General features: G+C 60.1%; 13 protein-coding genes. 3 read left to right on the plus strand and 10 right to left on the minus strand.

Translation table 11 applies throughout. The features are described from left to right. The first annotated feature begins 24 nt into the window (after positions 1 to 24). Positions 25 to 2,742, plus strand: a complete 2,718-nt coding sequence (locus IOD17_RS10935) for a nitrate reductase (RefSeq protein ID WP_233685120.1) — start codon at positions 25 to 27, stop codon at positions 2,740 to 2,742. Between the two features lie 10 nt (positions 2,743 to 2,752). Continuing rightward, positions 2,753 to 3,490: a uroporphyrinogen-III C-methyltransferase gene (gene cobA, locus IOD17_RS10940; protein WP_233685121.1), complete on the plus strand. Its 738-nt coding sequence runs from the start codon at positions 2,753 to 2,755 to the stop codon at positions 3,488 to 3,490. Positions 3,491 to 3,630: 140 nt separating this feature from the next. On the opposite strand, the gene IOD17_RS10945 is transcribed toward cobA, so the two are convergent. The 8 genes from IOD17_RS10945 to ppsA form a co-directional block, all read right to left on the minus strand. Next, positions 3,631 to 4,599, minus strand: coding sequence for an OmpA family protein (locus IOD17_RS10945; protein WP_233685122.1), 969 nt, complete (start codon positions 4,597 to 4,599; stop codon positions 3,631 to 3,633). A gap of 107 nt (positions 4,600 to 4,706) precedes the next feature. Then, positions 4,707 to 5,297: an RNA polymerase sigma factor SigX gene (gene sigX, locus IOD17_RS10950; RefSeq protein ID WP_233685123.1), complete on the minus strand. Its 591-nt coding sequence runs from the start codon at positions 5,295 to 5,297 to the stop codon at positions 4,707 to 4,709. An 87-nt stretch (positions 5,298 to 5,384) separates the two neighbouring features. Continuing rightward, entirely contained in the window at positions 5,385 to 6,200 is an 816-nt protein-coding gene (locus IOD17_RS10955; RefSeq protein ID WP_233685124.1) for a mechanosensitive ion channel family protein, read from the minus strand. A 2-nt stretch (positions 6,201 to 6,202) separates the two neighbouring features. Continuing rightward, positions 6,203 to 6,448: a CrfX protein gene (locus IOD17_RS10960; RefSeq protein ID WP_233685125.1), complete on the minus strand. Its 246-nt coding sequence runs from the start codon at positions 6,446 to 6,448 to the stop codon at positions 6,203 to 6,205. A 54-nt stretch (positions 6,449 to 6,502) separates the two neighbouring features. Further along, positions 6,503 to 7,498: a zinc transporter ZntB gene (locus tag IOD17_RS10965; RefSeq protein WP_233685126.1), complete on the minus strand. Its 996-nt coding sequence runs from the start codon at positions 7,496 to 7,498 to the stop codon at positions 6,503 to 6,505. A gap of 20 nt (positions 7,499 to 7,518) precedes the next feature. Beyond that, a complete protein-coding gene (rraA, locus tag IOD17_RS10970; RefSeq protein WP_233685127.1) occupies positions 7,519 to 8,007 on the minus strand; it encodes a ribonuclease E activity regulator RraA in 489 nt (162 codons plus the stop codon). A gap of 135 nt (positions 8,008 to 8,142) precedes the next feature. Continuing rightward, complete coding sequence (locus IOD17_RS10975; protein ID WP_233685128.1) at positions 8,143 to 9,150, minus strand: alpha/beta fold hydrolase; 1,008 nt, start codon at positions 9,148 to 9,150, stop codon at positions 8,143 to 8,145. 63 nt (positions 9,151 to 9,213) lie between these two features. Beyond that, on the minus strand, positions 9,214 to 11,589 hold the full coding sequence (gene ppsA / locus IOD17_RS10980; protein ID WP_233685129.1) for a phosphoenolpyruvate synthase: 2,376 nt from the start codon (positions 11,587 to 11,589) through the stop codon (positions 9,214 to 9,216). A gap of 180 nt (positions 11,590 to 11,769) precedes the next feature. On the opposite strand from ppsA, the gene IOD17_RS10985 reads away from it, so the two are divergent. Then, on the plus strand, positions 11,770 to 12,588 hold the full coding sequence (locus IOD17_RS10985) for a pyruvate, water dikinase regulatory protein (protein WP_233685130.1): 819 nt from the start codon (positions 11,770 to 11,772) through the stop codon (positions 12,586 to 12,588). Between the two features lie 67 nt (positions 12,589 to 12,655). Here the strand turns inward: IOD17_RS10985 and prpF are convergent, their stop codons facing one another. Then, complete coding sequence (prpF, locus tag IOD17_RS10990) at positions 12,656 to 13,843, minus strand: 2-methylaconitate cis-trans isomerase PrpF (RefSeq protein WP_233685131.1); 1,188 nt, start codon at positions 13,841 to 13,843, stop codon at positions 12,656 to 12,658. Positions 13,844 to 13,896: 53 nt separating this feature from the next. Then, the gene (gene acnD, locus IOD17_RS10995; protein WP_233685223.1) at positions 13,897 to 16,506 is read right to left on the minus strand and encodes a Fe/S-dependent 2-methylisocitrate dehydratase AcnD; all 2,610 of its coding nucleotides are present in this window, start codon (positions 16,504 to 16,506) and stop codon (positions 13,897 to 13,899) included. Positions 16,507 to 16,508 lie beyond the last annotated feature (2 nt).

Here is a 16,508-nt window from a genome sequence, read left to right on the forward strand (position 1 = left end):
CCCTGTAGGCGCGGAGAAACGGCCATGGCCAATCAAATCACCGCTTCAACCTGCTGCTACTGCGGTGTCGGCTGCGGCGTGCTGATCGAACACGACGGCGAGAAGATTCTCGGCGTCGCCGGCGATCCCAGCCACCCGGCCAACCTCGGCAAACTCTGCAGCAAGGGCGCAAGCCTGCACCTGACCGGCGACCTCGACGCCCGCGCCCTCTACCCGGAGCTGCGTCTGGGCAAGGGCCTGGCGCGCACTCGCACGGATTGGGACAACGCCCTGGATCACGCCGCCAACGTGTTCGCCAAAACCATCCGCGAACACGGCCCGGACAGCGTGGCGTTCTATATCAGCGGCCAGCTGCTGACCGAGGATTACTACGCCTTTAACAAGCTGGCCCGCGCCTTGGTCGGCACCAACAATATCGACAGCAACTCGCGCCTGTGCATGTCCAGCACCGTGGTGGGCTATAAGCGCAGCCTGGGTGCCGACGCGCCGCCGTGCAGCTACGAGGACATCGAGCAAAGCGATTGTGTGCTGATCGCCGGCTCCAACATGGCCTACGCCCACCCGGTGCTGTTTCGCCGTCTGGAAGAAGCCAAAGCCAAGCGCCCGCAGATGAAAGTCATCGTTGTCGACCCGCGGCGCACCGACACCTGTGACCTGGCCGATCTGCACCTGGCGATTCTGCCGGGCAGCGATGTGGCGCTGTTTCACGGCATTCTGCATATCCTGCTGTGGGAAGGTTGGATCGACCGCCGCTATATCGACGCCCACACCGAGGGCTTCGACGCCCTGAAAAGCCTGGTGCACGCCTACAACCCACAGATGGTCAGCGAACTGTGCGGCATCAGCGTGGAAAGCCTGCAACAGTGCGCCCAGTTGATCGGCCAGGCACCGAGCTTTCTCTCGCTGTGGTGCATGGGCCTTAATCAATCCAGCGCAGGCTCGGCGAAGAACAGCGCGCTGATCAACCTGCACCTGGCCACCGGGCAGATCGGCAAAGTCGGCAGCGGCCCGTTCTCCCTCACCGGCCAACCCAATGCCATGGGCGGCCGCGAAACCGGTAGCCTGAGCAACCTGCTACCCGGCCATCGCGAAGCTGCAAACGCCGAGCACCGCGCCGAAGTCGCCCACTACTGGGGCGTCGACAAACTGCCGGAAAACACTGGCCTGAGCGCCATCGAACTGTTCGAGGCGGTGCGCGTCGGCCAGATCAAGGCGCTGTGGATCGCCTGCACCAACCCGGCGCAGTCGCTTCCGGACCAGAACAAGGTGCATGAAGCGCTGGCCGCCTGCCCCTTCGTCGTGGTGCAGGAAGCCTTCTTCACCACCGAGACTTGCCACTACGCCGACCTGCTGCTGCCCGCTGCCAGCTGGGGTGAGAAGGAAGGCACGGTGACCAACTCCGAGCGGCGCATCAGCCATGTGCGCCGCGCCGTTCCAGCGCCCGCCGAGGCGCGGCCGGATTGGGCGATCACCACAGATTTCGCCCGCCGTTTAGAACCTCTGCTGCGCCCCGGCCTGCCCAGCCTGTTCGCCTTCGACAGCCCTGACGCGCTGTTCGAGGAATACAAACACCTGACTGCCAAACGCGATCTCGACCTTTCCGGGCTGAGCTACGCGATTCTGGATCACCAAGGTCCCCAGCAATGGCCTTTCCCGGCCGGCGCGGCTCAGGGAACTGCGCGCCTGTATGGCGACGGCCAGTTCCCAACGGCAAACGGCCGCGCACAGTTTCAGGCCGAGCCATTTCGCGCGGCCAAGGAAAAACGCGAGACGCGTTATTCCCTGACCCTCAACACGGGTCGTCTGCGTGACCAGTGGCACGGCATGAGCCGTACCGGCTCGGCCGCGCAGCTGTTCGGCCACGCCCCGGAAGCGCTGCTCAGCCTGCACCCGGACGAACTGCGCCGGCGTCGCCTGCAAAGCGGCGATCTGCTCAAGGTGCGCAGCCGCCGCGGCAGCCTGATCGTCCCGGTGGTGGCCGATGAGTCGATCCGCAGCGGCCAAGCCTATATGCCCATGCACTGGGGCAATCGCTTTCTCAAGGGCCTGGGCACCAACGTGCTGACCCAGCCGGCGTTCGATCCGCTGTCCAAGCAGCCGGAGCTGAAACATGCCGGCATCGAAGTGGAAAAGGTCGAGCTGCCCTGGAGCTTTTTTGCCCTGGTCGAAGGTGATGTGCAGTCGCGCTTCGAGGCATTGCGCCCGTTGTTCGAAGCGTTTGCCTACGCCAACCTGGCACTCACCGGCCGCGAGCGCCCCGCTCTGCTGATCCGCGCGGCGTGTGCGGTGGCACCCGAGGCCGAGCTGCTGGCACAGATCGACCGCCTGCTCGGCCTGAACAAGGGCCCGGTGCTGGCCTATGACGACCCGCGCAAAGCCGTCGGCAAGCGCGTACGCATCGAGGACGGACGCATCACGGCGATCCGCCTGGCTGGTGAAACCGCAGCTCGCGACTGGCTGAAAACCCTGTGGAACGACGGCCAGGCCGATGCCGATCTGCGCCGCTGGCTGCTCGCCCCGCTGTCAACACCGCCAGGCAGTGCCAACGCTAAAACCGCCAGCAAGACCCTGTGCAACTGCCTGAACGTCAGTGAAGCCTCGGTGTGCGCCGGTATCAAACGCGGCCTCGACCTGAACGGCCTCAAGCAGGAGCTGAAATGCGGCACCAGCTGCGGCTCCTGCGTACCAGAAATCAAACGACTGCTGGCAACACAAGCCGTGCCAGCGGTAGCAAATGCCTGAGGAGATCAACATGAGCGCAAAAGTCTGGCTGGTAGGCGCAGGCCCCGGTGATCCGGAGTTGCTGACCCTCAAAGCAGTAAAGGCCCTGAATCAGGCCGAGATCGTGATGATCGATGATCTGGTCAACCCGGCCGTGCTCGAGCACTGCCCCACCGCGCGGATCATGCCGGTGGGCAAGCGCGGCGGTTGCCGCTCCACGCCACAGGCATTTATCCATCGTCTGATGCTGCGCTACGCGCGCCAAGACAAATGCGTGGTACGCCTGAAAGGTGGTGATCCGTGCATCTTCGGCCGTGGCAGCGAGGAAGCCGACTGGCTGAGCGAGCACGGTATCGAAGTGGAAATGGTCAACGGCATTACCGCAGGTTTAGCTGGGGCGACCAATTGCGGCATCCCCCTGACCCTGCGCGGCGTCGCCCGTGGCGTAACCCTGATCACCGCCCACACTCAGGACGACAGCAGCCTGAACTGGAGTGCTTTGGCGCAGAGCGGCACCACCCTGGTGGTGTATATGGGCGTGGCCAAGTTGCCGGAAATCCGCGAAAGCCTGCTGGCAGCGGGCATGCGCAATGACATGCCGGTGGCCATGATTGAGAACGCCTCATTGCCTGAACAGCGCGAATGCCGCAGCAGCCTGGCAAACATGCAACAAGCCGCACACGACTTCCGCCTGAAAAGCCCCGCCATTCTTGTGATTGGCGACGTGGCCGCACAACCTGACATGCAGCTCGCTGCGATCAGTGCCTGACCACTTCGCGCTCCTGCGAAGTTCCCCTCGCCCGCTACCCGCGGGCTTTTTTATTGCCCACATTTAGATTTGGAGCAGAGCATTTATCGCAGGCATAAAAAAACCCGGCCGAAGCCGGGTTTTCTATGCAGCCAGATCGATTACTGCTTGATCTGAGCTTCTACTTCAGCTTCTACGCGGCGGTTAACAGCACGGCCTGCGTCGGTAGCGTTGTCAGCAACCGGACGGGACTCACCGTAGCCAGCAGCGTTAACGCGGGAAGGTTCTACACCGTACTGGTTGACCAGCACGTCACGAACAGCGCTGGCGCGACGCTCGGACAGTTTCTGGTTGTAGGCGTCGCTGCCTTTGGAGTCAGTGTGACCTTCAACCACGGTGGTGGTCTGCGGGTACTGCTTCATGAAGTCAGCCAGGTTTTTGATGTCGCCATAGCTTTCTGGCTTGACCTGAGCCTTGTCGAAGTCGAACTTCACGTCCAGCTCAACACGAACCAGTTCCAGCGGCTCTTCAGCAGCAGCAACTGGCTCTGGGATCGGCTCAGGAGCCGGTGCCACAACTGGAGCCGGCTTGCTGCCGCCACCGAAGTTCATGCCGATACCGACGCTTGGAGCCCACTCGGTGTCGCCTTGGTCGATGTTGTACTGAGCTTCAACGCCAGCACGGGCATAGAAGTTGTCAGTGAAGTAATACTTGGCGCCGCCGCCAACGTTGGCGAAGGTCGAACCGTTGCGACCGTTACGACCGGACTGACCGATGCTCTGATCGGAGAAGCCAGCGGAAACGTAAGGACGCAGTGCGTCGCCAGCGTAGTTGAAGTGGTACAGCGCATCCAGAGCGGTGTTGGAGCCCTTGATGTTGCGGCCATCTTCACCACGTGCGTTGTGCACTTCGTCGTAGCTCAGGCGCAGTTCAACGTCGTCAGTCAGGTAGTAGCCGATGCTACCGCCGAACAGGTTGCCGTTGTTTTTGAAGTCACGGGCGCTGTCGAAGATTTCCTTCTTGGCGAAACCCTCCACTTCTACAGCGCCTTGGCCTTGAGCGAGAGCGCTCAGGGAAGAGGTGGCCAACAGCGAGCCAATAACAGCGCCTAGAGTGTTTTTCAATTTCATTACGAGAATCCCTATCTTGGTGGTCAGTAAGTTGTCTGACAGACACAAGACAACTCAGCCGGCAATTCTACCAGAATTAACCGCTTACTATGACGTCTTTATTCCAACTAAGTTTCGGGATTGTCAGAAAATTTATCACGCAGCCGATCGAGTGCCCGCTTATAACGCATTTTCGTCGCGCTCAAGCCCATGTGCATGATGTCGGCAATCTCCTGAAACTCCAGCTCTGCGACAAAACGTAGCACCAGAATTTCCCGGTCAATCGGATTGACGTGCACCAGCCAACGGTCAAGACCGCCTTTGTCTTCGGGCTTTGGCGTCTTTTCTTCGGAGGCTTCTTCAAGCGGATCCAAACTTAAGGCGTCAATAAGACGGCGTTTACGCCGTTCTTTGCGATATTGGGTAATACATTCGTTATAGGTAATGCTGTACAGCCAGGTTTTGAACTTCGACTTACCTTCAAAGTTCTTCAGGCCATATAAGACCTTGAGCATTACTTCCTGGCAGACATCATCGGCGTCACGCTCGTTGCCCAAGTAACGCGCGCACACATTGAACAAGGTGCGCTGATAACGACGCATCAGTTCTTCATAGGCACGGGTTATGTGGAATAACTCGTCATGCGCACGCGCCACCAACTCTTCATCCGAGAGCTCGCGGGGGTCGTAGCGTAGAGACGCAGAATGGGCTTTATTCAAAACGAGTCGGGCCGACAGTCAGGACAAAAGCCAGCGCAGCCCTGAATCAGGCTGCGGATTGGCCGCATACAATAACAGGGATTGGCCTTAGCGGCTGCTTACCTGCTGCTCGAGCAAAGTACGGTTGGCCACTGAAACCAGCTCGCCCGCTTCCGTCAGCAGGGTGGTCTTGACCGTTCCGATCTCCTCGATCTGCCCTTCGACCGCACCGATCTGCACTTGTTGCCCAACTTCATACAACTCACGCACATAAATACCCGCCAGAATCTGGCTGGCGATATCGCGGCTCCCCAGCCCCAGGGCCAGCGCCACTGCGAGGCCCACGGAAATCAGCACGATGGCGATCACGTTGTTGAGCAGGTCAGTCTTGACCTCCAACTGGCCGATGGCCACCGAGATGCTGATGATGATCACCAGGCCTTGGGCAATACGCCCCAAACCGTTGGCGTAATCCAGGCCGACACCTTCCGCGGCACCGCGCACCAGGCCACTGACCAGTTGCGCCAGTAATACACCAGCCAGCAGCACCAGAGCCGCACCAAAAACTTTCGGCAGGTACAAGGCCAGCACATCGAGGGTTGCGGAAACCCGCTCCAGGCCCAGGGACTCAGCGGCGGTAACCAGGAAGATCAACAACACGAACCAGTAGACGATCTTGCCGATCAGGGTCGATACCGGTACCTGAATGCCAGCGCGGCTCAGCAACTTGGTCAGGCCAGTGCCCGCCATCAAGCGATCAAGGCCGATCTTGCCGAGCAATTTCGACAACAGGGTGTCGAGGAACTTGGCCACCACGAAACCCAGTAGCACCACCACCATGGCACCGAACAGGCGCGGGATAAAGGCGGCAATCGGGGTCCACACGCTGGCCATCGCATCAACCAGAACTTGAGTAAATTCCATGCTCAGTCAGCCTTATCAGTCGAACGAATTGAGGGTTTGCGGCGTGAAACAGGGGCAACATGCGCTGAGCCGTTATTCAGGGCAATCATCAGCGCACTCAGCCAGTGGCCCATCAGGGCAAACAGGTCACCCGCGCCGACCTGGCGATTGGCGGTCTTCAGCACGCGATGCAGGCAGGCATCATCGTCGTGGCTCGAGGTGGGTGACTTGAGCAAATCGCGCAGTGATTCTTCAAACGGATCGTGCATGGCGCACCTCACAGGATGTGACGGCTAGACGAGGCATAAACAGAGCAAGTCACATCAGATCCAGCGCAAGCGGCGAAACAACAGCCACTGTCCCAGTGCTACAACGGCCATCAGCGAGCAGGCCAACAGAAAACCGTGAGGGCTTTCCGAACCGGGAATACCACCGACGTTGATCCCCAGCAGCCCGGTGAGAAAGCTCATCGGCAGGAATATCCCGGTGATGATGCCGAAGCGGTACATGGTGCGGTTCATCCGCTCATCCATGCGCCGGTTTTCGGCTTCCAGCAGCAGGCTGACGCGCTCGCGGCTGAGCTCCAGCTCTTCCAGATAACGGGTCAGGCGGTTATTTAGCTCATTCCAGTAGCTGCTGTCGCCGCCGACAAACCAGGCCTGGGCACTGGCCGTCAGTTGTCCGTATATATCACGCTGCGGTGCCAGAAAACGCCGCAGGCTGGCTGCACGTCGGCGCATCTGCAGCAACTCGGTGTGATCCAGCGTGCTGGTCTGCTCGTCATCGGCGAGTTCTTCCTGCTCATCGATCTGCTCGGAGAGCTCGCCAATCAACAGTTCGATCTTGTCCGTCAGGTAATGCGCCAGGCGCAGAATCAGCTCTGCCGAGGTTTTCGGCCCACGCCCGGCCAGCAGGTCTTCGATCAGGGCTTCGGTGGCCATCAATGGCCGCAGACGCAGAGAAATTGCACGCTGCGCATCGGCAAAGATACGCACCGACACCATGTCTTCCGGTTCGGCGCCGGGATTGAGGTTCAACCCCCGCAGAAATAGCAGCAACTGCTGCTCGGGCAGCGCCAGCAGCCGTGGCCGGGTGTTTTCCTCCAATAGCAGATTGCAGGCGAACTCGTTCAGCCCGCTTTCAGCCCGCAGCCAGCTGTGCGTATGCGGATGCCCCCGGTCCCAGTGCAGCCACAGGCTTTCCTGCTCACGCAGTTCAAGCCCCTGCAGCTCTTGGCGGGTGATGCTGCGTGCCCCGCCCTGACCATTGAGGACGAAGGCATGCACCAGGCCCCACTGCGCGTTGTCTTCCTCACGCATGACGGTTTCCTGCAAACCCCTTACTCCGGCATTTGCAGAGCAGATGGCGAAATAATCACGCCATTGTTGTCGGCGTAGATGAATTCACCCGGACGGAAGGTCACGCCACCAAACGTCACTGCAACATTCAGATCACCGATGCCACGCTTATCGGTTTTCATCGGGTGACTGGCCAGGGCCTGAATGCCCAGATCAGTCTGCGCCAACACATCAACGTCTCGCACACAGCCGTACACCACAATGCCTTCCCAGCCGTTCTTCGCGGCCTTTTCGGCGAGCATGTCGCCCAGCAGTGCGCGGCGCATGGAGGCACCACCATCCACCACCAGCACCTTGCCCTTGCCAGGCTGATCGACCTGCTCCTTAACCAGCGAGTTGTCCTCGAAACACTTGATGGTGACAATCTCGCCACCAAAGGAATCGCGACCACCAAAATTGCTGAACATCGGCTCAACCACCTGAACCAGCTCAGGGTAGGCGTCACACAGATCCGGGGTGATGTAGTGCATGGCAAAACTCCTTGGATGGAAAAGCGCTGCTGCCGATCACTGACAGCGATACAGAACTGACACCTGCTGCCGTCAGCCCGTTCAGATTCATGTTTACGCCGCAACCGGCACAATGCCGCGATACTAGCCGCAAGCTCACTCTGCGCAAACGCCTTTATCGCCCTCTAGCGCCGCACGTTCAAGCTCGGCAGCCACCTGCGGGCTCTTGCGCAGCCACTGTTCGATCAGGGGCCAGACCTCGCGTTGCGCCTCTTTGCTGACGAGCATTTCAACATGGCCAAAATCGCCACTGAAACCATGCTTCTTGCCCAGACAGAGAAATTCGCTCAGCGGTGAACCGAACTGCTTCAGCAGTTTCTCGCAGGCCCAGGCTGGGTCCTGATGATCACCCAGCGCCGCTACCGCCATGACCGGCACACGCACATCGGCCAGACCCGCCCACCAGTCACGCTCAGCATCACCGAAACGGCCAAACAAACCATGCCAACGCAGGCTCTCGACAGCCAGGCCAATCGGCTCATCCTCGGGGCCTCGCTTGAGACGGGAGCCGGAAATGGCCGAAAACCGCTTGAGCAGAAAACGCCCGCCCCACTCCACTGGCGGAATCTTTAGCGGCCAGTAGATACGGCTGATCTGGCTGCCAAATAACACGCTGGACGCAATTTTCGCCTGATCCAGATAGTGCCCACCCAAACCGCCCGCAAGCGTGATGCCACCCAGGGAATGGCCCAGCCAATGGGCCTTTTGCGGGTTCTGCTCATAGACGAAATCGGCAATCGCCGGCAGGTCATAGCGTACGTAGTCACTAACAGTGTTGCGCTGATAGTCACGGTTGCGCGGCGACAAGCCATGGCCGCGCATCTCGGCAATCCACACATCAAAACCGGCGCGCGCCAGATACGGTCCCAGGCCAATGCACTTGGGCGAATACCAGAAGCGGCGATTGGAAAAACTACCTGGAATCAGGATCACCGGAGCGCCGCGCTCCTGCTCATGCCCAGCCCGTCCGAGACGCGTGAGTGCCAACTCGACACTGCTATCCGGGCTGTTGCCGGGTTTGAGGCGATAGACATCCTCGCTCAGGTCACCGCGGAACTCCGCGCTGATCAAGGCGACGGGGAAAAGCTCACTGCTGCTTTGCATTTTTTCTCTGGCGTAAAAAAGGGCAGGATCAACCCGCCCTTGAATAGAGATTTTAAAGCGCTATCAGGCCGATGTTTGACCTTCGGCCAGGAAGAACCAGGTATCGAGAACCGAATCCGGGTTCAACGACACGCTTTCGATGCCCTGTTCCATCAGCCAGCGCGCCAGATCCGGGTGATCCGAAGGACCCTGACCACAGATGCCGATGTACTTGCCCGCCTTGTTACAGGCCTGGATGGCGTTGCTCAGTAGCTTCTTCACCGCCGGGTTACGCTCATCAAACAGGTGCGCGACGATACCGGAGTCACGATCCAGCCCCAGGGTCAGTTGAGTCAGGTCGTTGGAACCGATGGAGAAACCGTCGAAGAACTCCAGGAATTCCTCAGCCAGAATGGCGTTGGACGGCAGTTCGCACATCATGATGACCTTGAGGCCATCCTGACCGCGCGCCAGGCCATTCTTCGCCAGCAGCTCAACCACTTGCGAGGCTTCGCCGAGGGTACGTACGAACGGCACCATGATCTCGACGTTGGTCAGGCCCATCTCGTTGCGCACTTTTTTCAGTGCGCGGCACTCCAGTTCGAAGCAATCACGGAACGATTCGCTGATGTAACGCGAAGCGCCACGGAAGCCGAGCATCGGGTTCTCTTCTTCCGGCTCGTAGAGCTTGCCGCCGATCAGGTTGGCGTATTCGTTGGACTTGAAGTCCGACAGACGCACGATGACCTTCTTCGGCCAGAACGCGGCGGCCAGGGTGCTGATGCCCTCAACCAGCTTCTCAACGTAGAAATTGACCGGATCGTCGTAACCGGCAATCCGCTTCTCAACGCTGTCCTTGATCTCTGGCGGCAGGCCGGCAAAGTTCAGCAGCGCTTTGGGATGCACACCGATCATACGGTTGATGATGAATTCCAGACGCGCCAGGCCCACGCCTTCGTTCGGCAGTTGCGCGAAGTCGAAGGCACGATCCGGGTTGCCGACGTTCATCATGATCTTGAACGGCAGATCGGGCATGGCGTCGACCGAGTTCTTGCGAATATCGAAACCCAACTCGCCTTCAAAGATAAAACCGGTGTCGCCTTCGGCGCAGGAAACCGTCACACCCATGCCGTCTTTCAGCACCTGGGTGGCGTTGCCGCAACCGACGACGGCAGGAATGCCCAGTTCGCGAGCGATGATCGCGGCGTGACAGGTACGGCCACCACGGTTGGTGACGATAGCGCTGGCGCGCTTCATCACCGGCTCCCAATCCGGATCAGTCATGTCGGAAACCAGTACGTCGCCTGGCTGGACCTTGTCCATCTCGGATACGTCGTGAATCACCCGCACCTTACCGGCGCCGATCTTCTGCCCAATGGCGCGGCCTTCTACCAGCACGGTGCCGGTTTCCTTGAGCAGGTAGCGCTCCATGACATTGACGCTGGCGCGGCTTTTCACGGTTTCCGGGCGGGCCTGGACGATGTAGAGCTTATTGTCATCGCCGTCTTTGGCCCACTCGATGTCCATCGGCCGACCGTAGTGTTTCTCGATGATCATGGCTTGCTTGGCCAGCTCGCTGACTTCGGCATCACTGAGGCAGAAGCGCGCACGTTCGGCACGCTCCACATCCACCACCTTGACCGATTTACCAGCCTTGGCTTCGTCGCCATAGATCATCTTGATGGCTTTGCTGCCCAGGTTGCGGCGCAGGATGGCTGGACGACCAGCTTCCAGCGTCTGCTTGTGTACGTAGAATTCGTCAGGGTTGACTGCGCCCTGCACCACAGTTTCACCGAGACCGTAAGCGCCGGTGATAAACACCACGTCACGGAAGCCCGATTCGGTATCCAGAGTGAACATCACGCCGGCCGTGCCGGTTTCCGAACGCACCATGCGCTGCACGCCAGCAGACAGGGCGACCAGTTTGTGGTCAAAGCCCTGGTGCACGCGGTAGGCAATGGCGCGGTCGTTGAACAGCGAGGCAAATACCTCTTTGGCGGCGCGGATCACGTTGTCCACGCCACGGATATTCAGGAAGGTTTCCTGCTGACCTGCAAACGAGGCGTCCGGCAGGTCTTCGGCGGTAGCGGAGGAACGCACGGCCACAGCCATGTTGTCGTTACTGCCGGCCATTTCGGCAAAGGCGATACGGATCTGCTTGTCCAGCTCAGCCGGGAATGGCGCATCCATCACCCACTGGCGAATCTGCGCGCCGGTCTTGGCCAGAGCATTGACGTCGTCTACATCAAGGGCGTCGAGGGCAGCGTGAATCTGTGCGTTAAGGCCGCTTTGCTCGAGAAAGTCGCGGTAGGCCTGAGCCGTAGTGGCGAAACCACCGGGCACCGATACACCAGCACCAGCCAGGTTGCTGATCATCTCGCCCAGGGAGGCGTTCTTGCCCCCTACGTGCTCAACATCGTGATTGCCGAGCTTATCGAGGGAAACTACGTACTCTACCAAGGTGATCTCTCCACTAAGGTGTTGGAAAAGCTCAAGGGGCTGGGAAAGCTCGGCGGCATACATGCCCGCTCGATTGTGGCCTGGCCCTGGAAAATAAGTAACAATGCCGGCCAGATCGGCCCTGCAAAGGCGGGCCTATGATAGCCAAGATTCGTCCTCAGCTTAAGGCCCACGGCGCAAATGAAACGAACCGCTTTCTTCATCTCCGATGGTACCGGCATTACCGCCGAAACCCTGGGCCAAAGTCTGCTGGCACAGTTTGAAACCATCAACTTCACCAAACTCACACGACCGTACATCGACAGTGTGGAAAAAGCGCGCGCAATGGTACAACAAATCAACAGCGCCGCCGAGAAAGACGGCTCTCGCCCGATCATCTTCGACACCATCGTTAACCAGGACATCCGCGACATCCTGGCCGAGTCCGAAGGTTTCATGATCGATATCTTCTCGACCTTTCTCGCCCCGCTCGAACAAGAGCTGACCTCACACTCTTCCTACTCGGTCGGCAAGTCGCACTCAATCGGCCACAACTCCAACTACATGGAGCGCATCGAGGCGGTCAACTTCGCCCTGGACAACGACGATGGCGCGCGTACTCATTACTACGATAAGGCCGACCTGATCCTCGTCGGCGTATCGCGCTGCGGCAAAACCCCAACTTGCCTGTACATGGCCATGCAGTACGGCATTCGCGCAGCCAATTACCCGCTGACCGAAGACGACATGGAGCGCCTGCAATTGCCAGCCGCGCTGAAGACCTACAAGGACAAGCTGTTCGGCCTGACCATCGACCCCGATCGACTCACCGCCATTCGCAACGAGCGCAAGCCCAACAGCCGTTACGCCAGCTATGCCCAGTGCGAGTTTGAAGTGCGCGAAGTGGAAAACCTGTTCCGCCGCGAGAACATCAACTTCATCAACTCCACACACTTCTCGGTGGAAGAAATCTCCGCGAAGATCCTGGTGGAAAAAGGTGTTGAGCGCCGTCTCAAGTAACCTGTACAACCCATTGAAGCGAAAAGAAAAGGCTCGAACTCTTCGAGCCTTTTCTCATTTATAAAGACTACAAAGCATCGCCCGGCACACGTACCCAGCCTTCCATCAGAATGCGCGCCGAACGCGACATGATCGCCTTGGTGACTGTCCATTGGCCATCGACCAGCTCAGCCTGCGCACCGACGCGCAACGTGCCAGACGGGTGACCGAAACGCACCGCCTCACGCTCGCCGCCACCGGCCGCCAGATTGACCAGGGTGCCGGGAATCGCCGCTGCCGTGCCAATAGCCACCGCACAGGTACCCATCATCGCGTGGTGCAGCTTACCCATGGACAGCGCACGCACCAGCAGATCCACTTCGCCGGCCGCGATGGTCTTGCCGCTGGAGGCCTGGTAGTCCTTAGGCGGGCTGACAAAGGCGATTTTCGGCGTGTGCTGGCGGGTTTGCGCTTCTTCGGCACTCTTGATCAGGCCCATGCGCAGCGCGCCGGCCACGCGAATCTTCTCGAAACGCATCAGTTGCTCAGGGTCACCGTTGATCTGCTCACGCAACTCAGTGCCGCTGTAGCCAATGTCTTCTGCATTAACAAATATGGTCGGGATACCGGCAGTGATCATGGTCGCCTTAAAGGTGCCGACACCCGGCACTTCCAGGTCATCGACCAGATTGCCGGTTGGGAACATAGAGCCACCCTCATCACCGTCATCGGACGGATCGAGGAACTCCAGCACGATCTCCGCCGCCGGGAAGGTTACCCCGTCCAGTTCGAAATCGCCGGTTTCCTGCACCTGACCATTGCTGACTGGCACATGGGCGATGATGGTTTTCTGGATATTCGCCTGCCAGATGCGCACCACACACACGCCGTTTTGCGGGACGCGCGCTGGGTCAAGCAGACCGGCATGAATGGCAAAGGCCCCGGCACCAGTAGACAGGTTGCCGCAGTTGCCGCTCCAGTCGACAAAAGCCTTGTCGATGGACACCTGGCCATAGAGGTAATCCACATCGTGATCCGGTTGGCTGCTTTTCGACAGGATCACGCACTTGGAGGTCGAGGACGTCGCGCCGCCCATGCCGTCGATCTGCGCGGCATAAGGATCGGGACTGCCGATCACCCGCATAAACAGCTTGTCGCGCGCAGCGCCCGGCACCTGACAGCTTGGCGGCAGGTCCTGCAGGCGGAAGAACACGCCCTTGCTGGTGCCGCCACGCATATAGGTGGCGGGAATCTTGATCTGGGCTGCATAAGCCATGAAAAGCTTCTCCTGAAATGAACCGGGGCGACCTGCGTCGCCCCGGTGATGCATCAACCCTTTGACGACTCGAGAAAGTCCTGGGCAAAGCGCTGCAGCACGCCGCCCGCCTTGTACACATGGACTTCAGCGGCAGTGTCCAGACGGCAGGTCACCGGCACTTTGACAACTTCACCATTACGGCGATTGACCACCAGAGTCAGATCGCAGCGCGGCGATACATCGCCCTCGATGTCGTAAGTCTCAGTGCCATCGAGACCAAGGGTCAGACGGGTGGTGCCCGGCTTGAACTCGACCGGCAGCACGCCCATGCCCACCAGGTTGGTGCGGTGGATGCGCTCGAAGCCTTCGGCGGCAATCACTTCCACACCCGCCAGGCGCACGCCTTTGGCCGCCCAGTCACGGGACGAGCCCTGACCATAGTCGGCGCCAGCCACGATGATCAGGTTCTGCTTGCGATTCATGTAGGTTTCGATGGCTTCCCACATGCGCATGACCTGGCCTTCCGGCTCTACACGGGCCAGCGAACCCTTTTTCACCGCACCATCAACCACGGCCATTTCGTTGACCAGCTGCGGGTTGGCGAAGGTGGCGCGTTGCGCGGTCAGATGGTCACCGCGGTGGGTGGCGTAGGAGTTGAAGTCCTCCTCCGGCAGACCCATCTTCGCCAGGTACTCGCCAGCAGCGGAGTCCAGCAGGATGGCGTTGGACGGCGACAGGTGGTCAGTGGTGATGTTGTCCGGCAGGATCGCCAGCGGCAGCATGCCCTTGAGCGTGCGTTCGCCGGCCAACGCGCCTTCCCAGTATGGCGGGCGACGGATGTAGGTGCTCATCGGGCGCCAGTCGTACAGCGGGCTTTCCGCCTCAGTGACCGTGCCCAAATCGAACATCGGGATGTAGATCTGCTTGAACTGTTCAGGCTTCACCGAGGCCGCAACGATGGCGTCGATCTCCTCGTCGCTCGGCCACAGATCCTTCAGGGTGATCGGCTTGCCGTTCGCATCAACGCCCAGTACGTCCTGCTCGATATCGAAGCGCACAGTACCGGCAATGGCGTAAGCCACCACCAGCGGCGGCGAAGCCAGGAACGCCTGCTTGGCATAGGGATGAATGCGCCCGTCGAAGTTGCGGTTACCGGAGAGTACGGCGGTGGCGTACAGGTCGCGGTCGATGATTTCCTGCTGGATCACCGGGTCCAGCGCACCGGACATGCCGTTACAGGTGGTGCAGGCGTAGGCGACGATGCCGAAGCCGAGCTGTTCCAGCTCTCTCAGCAGGCCAGCTTCTTCCAGATACAGCTTGGCGACTTTCGAACCCGGCGCGAAGGAGGTCTTAACCCACGGCTTACGCACCAGGCCCAATGCGTTGGCTTTTTTCGCCAGCAGGCCGGCCGCCACCACGTTGCGCGGGTTGGAGGTGTTGGTACAGCTGGTGATGGCGGCGATGATCACCGCACCATCCGGCATCAGGCCCTCACCCTCTTCCAGCTTGCCGGCGGCCAACTTGGCCTCGTCAGCAATACCACGCTCGTGCAGAGCCGAGGTCGGCAGACGCTTGTGCGGGTTGCTCGGGCCGGCCATGTTGCGTACCACGGTCGACAGATCGAAACTCAGCACGCGCTCGTATTCGGCAGTGGCCAAGGCATCGGCCCACAGACCTGTGGTCTTGGCGTACTGCTCGACCAGCGCCACCTGCTCCGGCTCGCGACCAGTGAGCTTGAGGTAGTCGATGGTCTGCTGATCGATATAGAACATCGCCGCCGTTGCGCCGTATTCCGGGCACATATTGGAAATGGTGGCACGGTCACCAATGGACAGGCTATCCGCGCCCTCGCCAAAGAATTCAACCCAGGCACCGACCACCCGCTCCTTGCGCAGAAACTCGGTCAGGGCCAGGACGATATCGGTGGCGGTAATGCCAGGCTGGCGTTTGCCAGTCAGCTTGACCCCGACGATATCGGGCAGGCGCATCATCGACGGCAAACCGAGCATCACGGTTTCCGCTTCCAGCCCGCCCACGCCGATGGCGATTACGCCCAGGGCATCGACGTGCGGGGTGTGCGAGTCAGTGCCGACACAGGTATCCGGAAAAGCCACGCCGCCGCGCGCCTGGATCACCGGGCTCATTTTCTCCAGGTTGATCTGGTGCATGATGCCGTTACCGGCCGGAATCACGTCGACGTTCTTGAATGCGGTCTTGGTCCACTCGATAAAGTGGAAGCGATCCTCGTTGCGGCGCTCTTCCACCGCACGGTTCTTGTCGAACGCATCCGGATCGAAACCACCGAATTCGACGGCCAGGGAGTGGTCGACGATCAGCTGAGTCGGCACTACCGGGTTGACCTTGGCCGGATCACCGCCCTGTTCAGCGATGGCATCGCGCAGACCAGCCAGATCGACCAGCGCGGTCTGGCCAAGAATGTCGTGGCAGACCACGCGCGCCGGATACCAGGGGAAATCCAGCTCCTGCTTGCGCTCGATCAGCTGCTTGAGGGCATCGGTCAGCAACTCCGGCTCGCAGCGGCGTACCAGCTGCTCGGCCAGCACACGCGAGGTGTACGGCAGCTTGGCGTAAGCGCCCGACGCGATGGCATCGACCGCCTCACGGGTGTCGAAGTAGTCCAGCGCGGTGCCGGCCAGCGGCTTGCGGTATTGGCTGTTCATCG

Source organism: Pseudomonas anguilliseptica (assembly GCF_021375795.1).
In the GTDB taxonomy this organism is placed as follows: Bacteria; Pseudomonadota; Gammaproteobacteria; order Pseudomonadales; family Pseudomonadaceae; genus Aquipseudomonas; species Aquipseudomonas anguilliseptica_A.